This window comes from Bradyrhizobium macuxiense, assembly GCF_001542415.1.
Taxonomy (GTDB): Bacteria; Pseudomonadota; Alphaproteobacteria; order Rhizobiales; family Xanthobacteraceae; genus Bradyrhizobium; species Bradyrhizobium macuxiense.
This window is the reverse complement of record NZ_LNCU01000107.1, coordinates 1-12,544: the sequence shown is the minus strand read 5'-3', so window position 1 is coordinate 12,544 and position 12,544 is coordinate 1. Positions and strand designations below refer to the sequence as shown.

Here is a 12,544-nt window from a genome sequence, read left to right as displayed (position 1 = left end):
CGCACTTTGGGTGGAGAGCTGGATGGCCGCGCGGAGGCCCGTCTTCGGCGCGCCTAGCCGCGCCCTTCATTGACGCGCAATGCCGTGGTTCGGGCTCGGCGGCTGGAGTTGCTCGGGGCTACGGCGTCGGCGTGCCCTGGCGCCACTGGCCGCCGGCAATCTTGGCGGCTGCGATCACGGCTTGCGTGCGGCTTTCGACGCCGAGCTTTTGCAGGATGGCCGAGACATGCGCCTTGATGGTCGCCTCGGAGACCCCAAGCTCGTAGGCGATCTGCTTGTTGAGCAGCCCCTCCGACAGCATCATCAGCACCCGCACCTGCTGCGGGGTCAGCGTCACCAGGCGGTCGCGCAGCCGCGTCATGTCAGGGTCGCCCGCGGCCGACAGATCGGTGTCCGGCGGAACCCAGACGTCGCCCTCCATCACCTTCATGATGGCATCGCGCAGCGTCTCGACGCCGAAGCGCTTGGGGATGAAGCCGGAGGCGCCGAAGTCGAGCGAGCGGCGAATGGTTCCGGCGTCGTCGCTGGCCGACACGATGACCACCGGGATCGCCGGATATTGCGCCCGCAGATAGATCAGGCCGGAGAAGCCGCTGATCCCGGGCATCGTCAGGTCGAGCAGGATGAGGTCGACCTCGGAGTCGCGTTCCAGCAGCGCGGTCAAATCCTCGAACGATCCGGCCTCGCTGATCGCGGCAGAACTCACGACACTCGACACCGCCTGACGCAACGCATCGCGGAACAGCGGATGGTCGTCGGCGATGACAAGATGAGTATTGGCAACAGTAGTCATCTCAGTCCCACAGGCGGATCGGTCCCTACAGGCGGGTTTCGGCGAACCCACGCAGCTTGGTTGTCTCCCGCGCCGGAGTATCACGCAAGCGCCCGGTAATACCAGATGCCAACGCAGTTAACCCGCTCAGGCTTGTGCGCCGCAACAGACGCGCGCGGGAGCGTCCCATCTCATTCACTGTCCGACGATAGGGCGAAGACGTGCAAAAGCCAAAAGTCTTATTGGGGTGGGTTTCACTGCGATGTTACCTTCAAGCCAAGCCTTTGACTTAATCTGACCGAAATCCGGCAGATGGGGGCAGCACGGCAGCAATAAATCGGGGGGATTAATCCAGATGTCGACAGTGACTGCAACTTCGGCGCGACCGTCCGGCATGACGAAGGACGAACGCTTCGTCATCCTGGCGTCGTCGCTCGGCACCGTCTTCGAGTGGTACGACTTCTATCTCTACGGATCGCTCGCCGGCATCATCGGCGCGCAGTTCTTCTCCGACTATCCGCCGGCGACCCGCGACATCTTCGCGCTGCTGGCCTTCGCCGCAGGCTTCCTGGTCCGCCCGTTCGGCGCCATCGTGTTCGGCCGTGTCGGCGACATCGTCGGCCGCAAATACACCTTCCTCGTCACGATCCTGATCATGGGCCTGTCGACCTTCATCGTCGGCCTGTTGCCCAGCGCCAAGACCATCGGGTTCGCCGCGCCGGTCATCCTGATCGGTCTCCGACTGCTGCAGGGCCTTGCGCTCGGCGGCGAATATGGCGGTGCGGCAACCTACGTCGCCGAGCATGCCCCGCAGGGCAGGCGCGGCTACTATACCTCGTTCATCCAGACCACGGCGACGCTCGGCCTGTTCCTTTCGCTCCTGGTGATCCTGTTCACGCGAAGCATCACCGGCGAGAAGGAGTTCGCCGATTGGGGTTGGCGCGTCCCGTTCCTGGTGTCGGTCTTCCTGCTCGGAATCTCGGTCTGGATCCGTCTGCGGCTGAACGAATCGCCTGTGTTCCAGCGGATGAAGGACGAGGGCAAGAGTTCGAAGGCGCCGCTGACGGAAGCCTTCGCCAACTGGTCCAACGCCAAGATCGTGCTGCTTGCGCTGCTCGGCGGCACCATGGGCCAGGGCGTGGTCTGGTACACGGGTCAGTTCTACGCGCTGTTCTTCCTGCAAGCGATCCTGAAGGTTGACGGCTACACCTCGAACCTGCTGATCGCCTGGTCGCTGCTGTTCGGCACCGGCTTCTTCATCGTGTTCGGCGCGTTGTCGGACCGGATCGGCCGTAAGCCGATCATCCTTGCAGGCTGCGCGATCGCCGCACTGACCTTCATTCCGATCTTCAAGATGATTACGACCAACGCCAACCCGGCGCTGGAAAAGGCGATCGAAGCCACCAAGGTCGATGTGGTTGCCGATCCCGCGGGCTGCGGCGACTTGTTCAATCCGGTCGGCACCCGCATCTTCACCGCGCCTTGCGACCTCGCTCGCGCCTTCCTCGCCCAGTCGTCGGTCAGGTACTCGACGACACCCGGCGCCGCGGGCTCCGGCGTGAAGGTCGTCATCAACGGCAAGGAGATCCCCTACCCCGACGCCAAGGCCGGCAATCCCGCGGTCACCGCGGCGATCGCAGCAGCCGGCTACCCCAAGGCGGGTGATTCCGGCATCGTGAAGATGGCGCACCCGTTTGATATCTTCCGCCCGCAGGTCGCTGCAGTCATCGGTCTGCTGTTCATCCTGGTGATCTTCGTCACCATGGTCTACGGCCCGATCGCCGCGATGCTGGTCGAGTTGTTCCCGACCAAGATCCGCTACACCTCGATGTCGCTGCCCTATCACATCGGCAACGGCTGGTTCGGCGGCCTGCTGCCCGCGACCGCGTTCGCGATCGTGGCCTCGACCGGCGATATCTATGCCGGCCTCTGGTATCCGATTATCTTCGCGGCCATCACGGCGGTCGTCGGCGCGATCTTCCTGCCGGAGACCAAGGACGTCGATATCAGCAAGACCTGATCGGTCGACATCGCGATCCAAACGCATCGGCCGCGGAGCGATCCGCGGCCGGTGTCATTTGCAGCCGATGCGGTTCGCGCCGACAGCCTCATGCGCGCGTCGCGCCGATGAATTGCAGTGCGATCTCGCGCCGGTGCGGCCGGGCGCGGTGCTCGATCAGATAGATGCCCTGCCAGGTGCCGAGCGCCATCTCGCCATCGAGCACGGGGATCTGCAGCGACACACTCGTCAGCATGGTCTTGATATGCGCCGGCATGTCGTCGGGACCTTCGGTGTCGTGGCGCCAGCCGCCGTCTTCGGGTGCGGCGCGATCGAGTGCCGTCATCAGGTCGATCAGCACGGTGGGATCGGCGTTCTCCTGGATCGTCAACGACGCCGAGGTGTGACGGATGAACAGCGTCACCGCGCCCTCGCCGGCATGCACCTCGCGCAGGAATTTGGCGACCTCGCTTGTGATGTCGGTAAAGCCTGCACGCGATGTCTGGACCGTCAGGCGCGACGAAGCGATGCTGGTTGCAGCGACCGTTGACGGTGCCGAGCGCGTGGCCGCTTTCGATTGGCTCATCGGCATTCCCTGAATTCGCCGTCCCGATGCCGTCGAGAGGGCGCGTCAAATCTTGCCGCCATTGTTGTCGCGCTGCACACGGTTGGCCATCTCGATCAGCCGCCGCCAGGCGCGCTCGATGAACGACATCGCGCGATCCATATCGCGGTCGCTCGGCAGCGGAATCTCGATCTTGCGGTCGCCTTCGGCGGTCTTCGGCTCCGCCTTCTTCAGCGAGTCCGACTTCGGCAGCGCCTCGTCGGTTTTGCCCGATGCGGTCGGCTCGCGCGCCGCAAGCTCGGCCTTCAGTTTGTCGTTGTCGGCCTGCAGACGCCCGATCTCGGCATCCAGCGCCGCGCGCTCGTCCGGCACTTCGTAGCAGGCCCAGCCGTTACCGGAATTGGTGCAGGTCGACACCGCGCCGGTGCGCGTGTCTAGCCGCAGGAAGCCATCAGCCGCGGGAGACAGCGCGTAGCGACCGTTCTCGGTATCGGGCGCCGGCGGCTGTTGCGCAATCGCTGTGCCGCCGGTCAGCAGCACGACAGCAACAGTCGCGATGGACAATTTCGAGGTCGACGTCGCTAAGGGCATGGCTCGCTCCGCCTCAACCAGATCCTGCAGGTCTCGGCATGATCCGCTCGGAACGCCGGTGCCCTTGTTTTTCCGGATCATGCCTCGACGTTTGAGCTATAGGGCTTGCGGCCTGACTTCAACGCGTCATCGAGCAATTCGATCCGGTCCTGTCCCCAGAACACCTCGCCATCGAGCACATAGCCCGGCGAGCCGAAGACATCAGCGCTGAGCGCATCCTGCCGGCTCTGCTCGTAGGCCGCGCCGACCGCCTCCGTGCCAGCGCGCGCCACGAGTTGCTGGCCGGGCAGACCGGCATCGTCGGCGAGTGCCGTCAAGGTCGCAGGATCGGCCAGATTGCGCTGCTGCTCCCAGACCGCGGGATAGGCCCGTTGCAGATAGGGCTCGGGATCGAGGCCCGCCTCCAGCGCCGCGATCACCACCCCATCGGCCAGGCGTGCATTGAACGGCCAGTGCGCCGGTTGCAGATGGAAATCCAGTCCGCGCTTGTCCCGCCAGCGCTGCAGCTCGATCATCCGGTAGCGCTGCCGCACCGGATGGCGCTGGGCGAGCGGCAGCCCGCCGGTCTCGGAGAACAGATCGACCAGCAGCACAGGTCGATAATTTACCTTGAGATTGTAGGTACTTACGAGCTCGATGAACGGCTTGTGGCCGATATAGGCCCACGGCGATTGCAGCGAGAAATAGTAATCGACCTGACGCGGCATGTGGATTTCCGGTTGAAAACGAGAGGAAAGTTTCAGCCATCCCAGCAGGGCGACGAAATGTGCGCAAGATCGCTCGATTGCATACAAGCTGTTGCACTGCGATCACTGCGTCACTCTGCCCGTGAATATCTTCCAATAAATCCAGCGAAATCAAAGCAATAACTGGTGACGACGCAATCTTGACTTGATTAGTCACGGTAAGTATGGTCCGCGCGGCTTTTGACGGGGACGGGCGCAATTTCCATCATCCGCGGCATCGGTTAGTGTTTGCAGCATGGCTGAGAACACCAACCACGGCGCAAGTGGAAGTCGCGATCAATCGTCTCCCGACGAAGCTGCGCTTTCCGCAAGGCTCGGAAGTCTCGATCATCGGTTGTCAGAAATTCGCGACAGCCGGAAGAGCAAGACTGATCAATCCGGTACTGAAAGCGGGGACAGTGCCGCCAGAGCTTCGGCGATGGCGCTCGGTTTTCGTCTTTCCTCGGAGCTGATCGCGGGCGTTGCCGTCGGGGCGGCGATTGGCTGGGGAGTCGACCATTTGCTGTCGACATCGCCATTCGGCTTCATCGTGTTCATGCTGCTCGGCTTCGTCGCCGGCGTGGTCAACGTGGTGAGGTCTGCGGGCGTGGCCTCGGGCAAGCGTTGATCGCTGGCGGAAGTCATGACATTTGAAATTCGATAACCGGCAGGATGGCCGGTGGACCAAGAGCCGCGCGGATGAAAATCGACCCAATCCATCAGTTCAATATCGAGCCCCTCTTCACGCTCGGCCATATCGGCAATTACACGATCGCCTTCACCAATTCGTCGCTCTACATGTTCATCGCGGTGCTGCTGATCGCGCTGCTGATGCTGGCGAGCGGCCGGGAACTGGTTCCGGGACGGCTGCAGTCGATGGCCGAGATATCCTACGAATTCGTGGCCTCGACCATCCGCAGCAATGCCGGCGCAGACGGCATGAAGTTCTTCCCGCTGATCTTCTCGATCTTCATGTTCCTCTGCGTCTCGAACCTCGTGGGTGTCATCCCCTACACCTTCACGATCGCGAGCCACCTGATCGTCACCTTCGCGATGGCGATCATGGTGTTTCTCACGGTCCTGATCTACGGCGTCTACAAGAACGGCCTGAAATTCTTCAAGATCTTCGTTCCCTCCGGCATCCCGATCTACATCCTGCCGCTGGTCATGTTCATCGAGGTCCTGTCGTTCTTCCTGCGGCCGGTCTCGCACAGCGTGCGTCTGTTCGCCAACATGCTGGCCGGCCACATCGCGTTGAAGGTGTTCGCGGGCTTCGTCGCGATGCTCGGCTTTTCGCTCGGCGCGCTCGGCTGGGTCGGCGGCGTGCTGCCGCTCGCGCTCACCATTGCGTTGTACGCACTCGAAATCCTGGTCGCGTTCCTGCAGGCCTACGTGTTTGCGATCCTGACCGTCATCTACCTCAACGACGCCATTCATCCGGGACACTAAGCGGTCCGGGGAATCTCCACCCACCAATCCGTCTATCTTTCCTCAAGGAGCTACATATGGAACCGGCAGCAGCTAAACTTATCGGCGCGGGCATCGCGTGCATCGGCATGGGCGGTGCGGGCGTTGGCGTGGGTATCATCTTCGGCAACTACCTCGCCGCTGCGGTGCGCAACCCGTCGGCCGCGCAGGGCCAGTTCGGCAACCTGATCTTCGGCTTCGCCGTGACCGAAGCGCTCGGCATCTTCTCGCTGCTGATCGCGCTGCTCCTGCTGTTCGTTCCGCTCTGAGCGGCACCCCGGTTCCGCTTCAGCGGTAACCTGTCGCGCCGCCCAAAGGTCCATTCCAAGGGCGGCGCGCATGACTGCAACAGGAGAACACCGTGGCTGAGAGTCATGGCGAGGCAAAAGGCCAGAATGCCGGTGCCCACACCGAGGCCGATGGCGGACATCACGGCGGAGCTTTTCCGCCGTTCGATTCCTCCAATTTCCCCTCGCAGCTGGTGTCGCTGGCGATCGCATTCGTCGCGCTCTATCTGATCGTGTCGCGTTTCGCACTGCCGCGCGTCGGCGGGACGATCGATGCACGCCAGAACAAGATCGAGGGCGACCTGGCCGAGGCGCAGAAGCTGAAGGACGAGTCCGACGCTGCGCTGAAGGCCTATGAAAGCGAACTGGCGAACGCCCGCGCCCGCGCGCAGGCAATCGGCAACGAGACCCGCGAGAAGCTGAACGCGGCCTCGGAAGCCGAGCGCAAGTCGCTGGAAGACAAGCTGGCTGTGAAGCTTGCCGACGCCGAGAAGCAGATCGCGACCACCCGGACGAACGCCATGAGCAATGTCCGCGGGATTGCGGCCGACGCAGCTGGCGCCATCGTCCAGCAGCTCGCCGGCGTCACGCCGGATGCGAATGCGGTCAACAGCGCCGTCGACGCTTCGCTGAAGGGATAACCGATGTTTTACGAACCGGAAACCTGGGTTGCGATCGCGTTCGTCATCTTGATGATCGTGTTCGCCTATGTCGGTGTCCACCGGACACTGCTGACGGCACTCGATCACCGCGCCGAACGCATCAAGGCCGAGCTGGACGACGCCCGCCGTCTGAAGGACGAGGCCACCAAGCTGCTCGGCGAGTACAAGGCCCGCCGTACCAGCGCGGAGCGCGAGGCCGAGGATATCATCTCGAGCGCCAAGGCCGAAGCCGAACGGATTGCGGCCGAAGCCAAGACCAAGATGGAAGATTTTGTCGCGCGGCGGACCAAGACCGCCGAGAGCAAGATCGCCATGGCCGAGGCCCAGGCCCTGGCCGACGTCCGCGCCGCCGCGGCGAACGCTGCGGTCAGCGCCGCCTCGACCATCCTGTCGCAGTCGGTCAAGGGCTCGGTCGCCGACGGTCTCGTCAGCAAGGGCATTGCCGAGGTTCGTTCCAAGCTGAACTGACGCCAAGCCCATCCAGCAAAAGGCCGGCGCGATGCTCTCGCGCCGGCTTTTTTGTTGGCCCAACGCACCCACGGGCACGCGGCATTACTTCTTCTTGTGGCCGCGCGGCTTCGGCTGCGGCTTCAGGGCCTGCGGGTCGAAGCCGATATAGAAGACGTAGTTGTCGTTGTCGGCCGGCGACGGTGCCGGATAGACGACATCCTCGGCGACCAGGCTGAACGGCACGCTGCCGCTCTCATCCATCTGCACCGTGGTCGTGTACGCCTTGGTCATGATGGTCTGCTCGCCGACGCCGCCCTTCACCACGGCGACGCGCAACGGCACCTCGATCGTCGGCGGCGCACCCGAGGGCCCGACGATCACCCGCCCCTGAATGCCGATCTTCGCGGTGATCTGGCCATTGGTCAGATCGCACTGCCGCGCCATGCGCGTGATCGAGGCCAGGAACTTGATGTCGTTGCCGACCGCTTCCTTGCCGGGCACGGCCACCGAATAGGTCGAGGCGCCCGAGCGAACCTGAACCGGCGGACAGGTCAGCTGAGCGTCGTTCTCATTCAGCTGCTGCGGGGCCGAGGGCGTCGCCGGCTTGGAATCGGACGAGCCACCGCCGAACAGGCTCTTGAAGCGGTCGCTGAGTGACTGCGCCGACGCAGCCGAAGGCAGCAGGGCCGCGCCGACACCGATCGATAGTGCCGTAGCGACCGCGAACCTGATCACCCTGTCAGCCATGCGATATTCCTAAAATCTCCAACCGAAGCACCCCGTTTCGCGGGCGTTATAGCAAGGCAATGGCGGCGAACCCAAGGCGCCAGAACGGCGCCGGGGTCAGCCAAAAGGCTTAAGATCAACCGCGGAAATCCTCGTGCAGCAGGCCGAACAGCAGGTGATCCTGCCAGATCCCGTTGATGCAGAGATAGCGCCGCGCCAGGCCCTCGCGGGTGAAGCCGCACTTCTCCAGCACCCGGATCGACGGCGCGTTGGACGGGATGCAGGCCGCCTCGATGCGATGCAGATTGAGCTCGCCGAACAGCGAGGGCAGCAGCACCCGCAGCGCGGTGGTCATGTAGCCGCGATGCGCGTGGGGCTGGCCGACCCAATATCCGATCGTCCCGGCCTGAACGATGCCGCGGCGGACATTGGCGAGCGTGATGCCGCCGACCATCACCCCGTCCGATTCGCGGAAGATGATGAACGGATAGGAGCGGTCGGCCGCGATGTCCTCGGAATAGCGGCGCAGCCGGCGGCGGAAGCCTGAGCGGGTCAGGTCGTCGGAAGGCCAGATCGGCTCCCACGGCGTCAGATAGGCCCGGCTGAATTCACGCAATTGCGCCCATTGCGGGAAATCCGACATCTGCGGCGCCCGCAACAGCAGCCCGTGGCCGCGCGGCATCAGCGCGGCCGGTCCGCTGGATGGCAAACGAAACAGGGCCATGGCCCAACACTCCCCCGCCGGACTACTTCTCCCTCGCCCCGCTCTTGCGGGGAGAGGGTCGGGGTGAGGGGTCTTACCGCAGATTCGGTTTTGCGGCTCTACCCCTCACCCGAAGCCTTCGGCTTCGACCTCTCCCCGCAAGCGCGGGGCGAGGTGAACCTTCTCCTAGTGCAGCAGCGACTTTGCCTTCGAGTTCGTCAATCCTTCCGCGAAAGACACCGCCGTGTCCAGACCCCTGCCGCTGCCCAATGCAACAACCGCAGGGCGGCTGCGCGAAAGCAGTGCACGCGCGGCGTTGCGGGTCGATTCGACACTGACCGCGTCGATCCGCGTCACCAGCTCCTCGACTGTCTGCGGCCGGCCATAGGCCAGCACATGGCGGGCCAGCTGTTCCGCCCGGGACGAGCAGCTTTCCAGCGCCATCAAGAGGCCGGCCTTCATCTGCGCCTTGGCGCGCGCGATCTCGGCTTCCGTCAGGGTCTCCACGGCGTCGGTGATGACGTCGACGACGACCTCCATCATTTCGGGCGCGTCGGCCGGATCGGTCCCGGTGTAGAGGCCGAAGAAGCCGGTGTCGGTATAGGGCGCGTGGAAGGCATAGATCGAGTAGCACAGCCCGCGCTTCTCACGCACCTCCTGGAACAGCCGCGACGACATCCCGCCGCCCAGCGTGTTGGTGAAGACCTGCAGCGAGAACAGCGACTGGTCGCGCTGCGGCACGCCTTCGAGCGCAAGCGTCAGATGCGCCTGCTCGAGCTCGCGATGCACCACGCGCGATCCGCCCTTGCCGAACATCGCTGCCTGCGGCTTCGGCGCCGGCGTGGCGTCGAAGCTCGAAAACCTCTGGGTGACGTCCTCGACGATGCGCTTGTGATCGACCGCGCCTGCGGCGGCCACCACCATGTCCGGCGCACGATAATGCGTCGAGAGATAGCCGCGCAGCATGTCGCGGTCGAAGCTCTTCAGCGTCTTGGCGGTTCCGAGCAGCGAGCGGCCCATCGGCTGGTCCGGATAGCAGAGTTCGTTGAGATGCTCGAACACGACATCGTCGGGCGTATCCTGCGCCGCGCCGATCTCCTGCACGATTACGCTCTTCTCGCGCTCCAGCTCATCAGGCACGAAGGACGGATTGGCCAGGATGTCGGACAGCACGTCGAGCGCGAGCGGCACGTCAGCCTTCATCACCCGCGCATAATAGGCCGTGGTCTCGGTCGAGGTCCCGGCATTGAGGTCGCCGCCGACCGCCTCGATCTCTTCGACGATCTCGCGCGAGGAACGCCGCGCGGTGCCCTTGAACGCCATATGCTCGAGGAGATGCGAGATGCCGTGCTCGTTCGGCTTCTCGTCGCGCCCGCCGACCCCGGCCCACACGCCGAGCGAGGCGGTTTCCAGATGCGGCATGGTGTCGGTGACGATGGTCAGGCCACTCGGGAGCTTGGTGACTTCAACACTCATCCGATAGCTCCCTGCTTGGCGGCACGGCTGACCAACAGCACGAAGCGCTCGATCTCGGTGGAATCGTTCTTCATCACAGTCATCTGTTCCGGCTTGGACATCAGGCTGCCGAGCCAGGCCGGCAGATGCGGGCGCACCCCGCAGGCGGCCTCGACCGCATCGGGGAACTTCGCCGCATGCGCAGTCGACAGCACGATGTTCGGGATCTTCGAGTCCGAGGTGTCGCGGTCGGCGACCGCAAGTGCCACCGCGGTGTGCGGATCGACGAGGTCGCCCGCCTCGCGCCAGGCGGCGCGGATCGCGGCCGCGGTTTCGGTCTCGTCGGCGCGGCCGGCGTCGAAATCACGGCGCACGGCGGCGAGCGTCGCATCCGGCAGCACGAAACGGCCGGACTGCTTGAGCGAGGCCATCAGGCGGCGGACGCTATCGGCGTCGCGGCCGCTCGCCTCGAACAGCAGCCGTTCGAAATTCGACGACACCTGGATGTCCATCGACGGCGACGTCGTGGCGTGCACCTCGCGCACCTCGTAGATGCCGGTCTTCAGCGTGCGCGGCAGGATGTCGTTGACGTTGGCGGCGATGCGCAGCCAGCGGATCGGCAGGCCCATCCGCTTCGCCACATAGCCGGCGAAGATGTCGCCGAAATTGCCGGTCGGCACGGTGAAGTCGACGGTGCGCTGGGGCGAGCCGAGCGCGACCGCCGAGGTGAAGTAGTAGACCACCTGCGCCACGATGCGCGCCCAGTTGATCGAATTGACGCCGGACAGCGCCACCGCGTCGCGGAAGCGGTGATTGTTGAACATCGCCTTCACGATGGCCTGGCAATCGTCGAAGGTGCCCTCGATCGCGAGCGCGTGCACGTTGGCGGCGCCCGTCGTCGTCATCATGCGCTGCTGCACCTCGGAGATGCGCCCCTTCGGAAACAGCACGACGAGGTCGACATTGTCGAGCCCCGCAAAGGCCTCGACGGCAGCGCCACCGGTGTCGCCCGAGGTCGCGACCACGATGGTGGTGCGCTCCGCGCGCCTGGCGAGCACGTGATCCATCAGCCGCGAGATCAGCTGCATCGCGACGTCCTTGAATGCCAGGGTCGGCCCGTGGAACAGCTCGAGCAGGAATTGATTCGGCCCGATCTGGTCGAGCGGCACCACCGCGGGATGACGGAAGGTGGCATAGGCCTCGTTGGCCATGCGACCGAGATCGGCGTCGGAAATCTCACCGGCGGCAAACGGGCGGATGATCTCGACCGCGACCTCCCAATAGGGCCGGCCGAAAAACGACGCGATGGTCTCGGGCGAAAGCTGCGGCCACGTCTCAGGCACATACAGCCCGCCGTCGCGGGCAAGCCCGGTCAGCATCACATCGCAGAAGCCCAAAACAGGAGCCTCGCCCCTGGTCGAAATATACCGCGTCAAACTGCCCTCCAAAGGCTTCGATCAGAGCCTTAAGCCTTTGATATCATGGAATGATCATGTTCGCCGCCTGCGAACCGAACGGGCACCATAGAAGATCGGACTGACAAAGGGTAGCCCGAACGGTGCCGGCAAGGCGTGGCTTGGGACGGCTGGCGGCCTATCTGCTCCTCGTGCTTGGGCGACATCCGGATGGATGTCAAACAACGTAGCTGTCATCACCCGCGTATGCGTATGCGGGTGATCCAGTATTCCAGAGACGCCAGTGTGAGAGCCGAGCGGCCGCGGCGTACTGGATCGCCCGGTCCCGTCTACGCCAAGGCTTCGACGCGGCTTGTGGTCTCTGGCGCGCCGAAGCTTTAGCGGAGGCGGCAAGCCGGGCGATGACAGTTGTGGGGCTCTCTCCAGTCGTCGTCCCTGCGAAAGCAGGGACCCATACTCCGCGGCTTGTGTTGTGAAGGGGACTCGTCGTTCCTGCATCGCTCAGGAATGAACTTCGGTGGTTATGGGTCCCTGCTTTCGCAGGGACGACACTGAGTGTGTTGCGCCGCCGGTGAGACAAACATCTGCATTCTCGCGACACGAATTGTCCGAGTCTTGCATTTCGTTCCGCCCTCTCCTCAAGCAGAGGGCGCAGGGAAAGCCGGGTGCCGATCGCACCCATGGGTCCCGTGCAAAATAGTAAGCACGGGAGGTAGGACCACAGGTG

The 12,544-nt window shown here is 64.1% G+C and carries 14 protein-coding genes; 6 read left to right on the top strand and 8 right to left on the bottom strand.

Annotated features, from left to right (window positions below; translation table 11 throughout):
- Window positions 1–118: 118 nt before the first annotated feature.
- On the bottom strand, window positions 119–793 hold the full coding sequence (locus tag AS156_RS32205) for a response regulator (protein ID WP_066513337.1): 675 nt from the start codon (window positions 791–793) through the stop codon (window positions 119–121).
- Between the two features lie 373 nt (window positions 794–1,166).
- On the opposite strand from AS156_RS32205, the gene AS156_RS32200 reads away from it, so the two are divergent.
- Window positions 1,167–2,792: an MFS transporter gene (locus AS156_RS32200; RefSeq protein WP_201456148.1), complete on the top strand. Its 1,626-nt coding sequence runs from the start codon at window positions 1,167–1,169 to the stop codon at window positions 2,790–2,792.
- Window positions 2,793–2,880: 88 nt separating this feature from the next.
- On the opposite strand, the gene AS156_RS32195 is transcribed toward AS156_RS32200, so the two are convergent.
- The 3 genes from AS156_RS32195 to AS156_RS32185 form a co-directional block, all read right to left on the bottom strand.
- The gene (locus tag AS156_RS32195; RefSeq protein ID WP_066513593.1) at window positions 2,881–3,357 is read right to left on the bottom strand and encodes a secondary thiamine-phosphate synthase enzyme YjbQ; all 477 of its coding nucleotides are present in this window, start codon (window positions 3,355–3,357) and stop codon (window positions 2,881–2,883) included.
- A gap of 45 nt (window positions 3,358–3,402) precedes the next feature.
- Window positions 3,403–3,927, bottom strand: coding sequence for a hypothetical protein (locus AS156_RS32190; RefSeq protein WP_066513592.1), 525 nt, complete (start codon window positions 3,925–3,927; stop codon window positions 3,403–3,405).
- Between the two features lie 77 nt (window positions 3,928–4,004).
- Window positions 4,005–4,634 (bottom strand): 2-hydroxychromene-2-carboxylate isomerase, encoded by a 630-nt coding sequence (locus AS156_RS32185; protein WP_066513333.1) that lies wholly within the window; start codon window positions 4,632–4,634, stop codon window positions 4,005–4,007.
- 274 nt (window positions 4,635–4,908) lie between these two features.
- On the opposite strand from AS156_RS32185, the gene AS156_RS32180 reads away from it, so the two are divergent.
- From AS156_RS32180 to AS156_RS32160, 5 genes are all read left to right on the top strand, one after another.
- A complete protein-coding gene (locus tag AS156_RS32180; protein ID WP_066513332.1) occupies window positions 4,909–5,280 on the top strand; it encodes an AtpZ/AtpI family protein in 372 nt (123 codons plus the stop codon).
- 71 nt (window positions 5,281–5,351) lie between these two features.
- Entirely contained in the window at window positions 5,352–6,101 is a 750-nt protein-coding gene (locus AS156_RS32175) for a F0F1 ATP synthase subunit A (protein ID WP_066513330.1), read from the top strand.
- Between the two features lie 56 nt (window positions 6,102–6,157).
- The gene (locus AS156_RS32170) at window positions 6,158–6,388 is read left to right on the top strand and encodes a F0F1 ATP synthase subunit C (RefSeq protein WP_016847054.1); all 231 of its coding nucleotides are present in this window, start codon (window positions 6,158–6,160) and stop codon (window positions 6,386–6,388) included.
- A gap of 92 nt (window positions 6,389–6,480) precedes the next feature.
- On the top strand, window positions 6,481–7,047 hold the full coding sequence (locus AS156_RS32165) for a F0F1 ATP synthase subunit B (protein WP_066513328.1): 567 nt from the start codon (window positions 6,481–6,483) through the stop codon (window positions 7,045–7,047).
- A gap of 3 nt (window positions 7,048–7,050) precedes the next feature.
- Window positions 7,051–7,536 (top strand): F0F1 ATP synthase subunit B family protein, encoded by a 486-nt coding sequence (locus AS156_RS32160; RefSeq protein ID WP_066513325.1) that lies wholly within the window; start codon window positions 7,051–7,053, stop codon window positions 7,534–7,536.
- Window positions 7,537–7,620: 84 nt separating this feature from the next.
- Here AS156_RS32160 and AS156_RS32155 read toward each other — a convergent pair whose 3' ends face one another.
- The 4 genes from AS156_RS32155 to thrC form a co-directional block, all read right to left on the bottom strand.
- On the bottom strand, window positions 7,621–8,265 hold the full coding sequence (locus tag AS156_RS32155; RefSeq protein WP_066513324.1) for a hypothetical protein: 645 nt from the start codon (window positions 8,263–8,265) through the stop codon (window positions 7,621–7,623).
- A 115-nt stretch (window positions 8,266–8,380) separates the two neighbouring features.
- Entirely contained in the window at window positions 8,381–8,968 is a 588-nt protein-coding gene (locus tag AS156_RS32150; protein ID WP_066513323.1) for a GNAT family N-acetyltransferase, read from the bottom strand.
- A gap of 165 nt (window positions 8,969–9,133) precedes the next feature.
- Complete coding sequence (locus tag AS156_RS32145) at window positions 9,134–10,423, bottom strand: M16 family metallopeptidase (protein WP_066513318.1); 1,290 nt, start codon at window positions 10,421–10,423, stop codon at window positions 9,134–9,136.
- Window positions 10,420–11,838, bottom strand: coding sequence for a threonine synthase (thrC, locus tag AS156_RS32140; RefSeq protein WP_066513315.1), 1,419 nt, complete (start codon window positions 11,836–11,838; stop codon window positions 10,420–10,422). Before thrC ends, AS156_RS32145 begins: the two co-directional genes overlap by 4 nt.
- Between the last annotated feature and the right edge of the window lie 706 nt (window positions 11,839–12,544).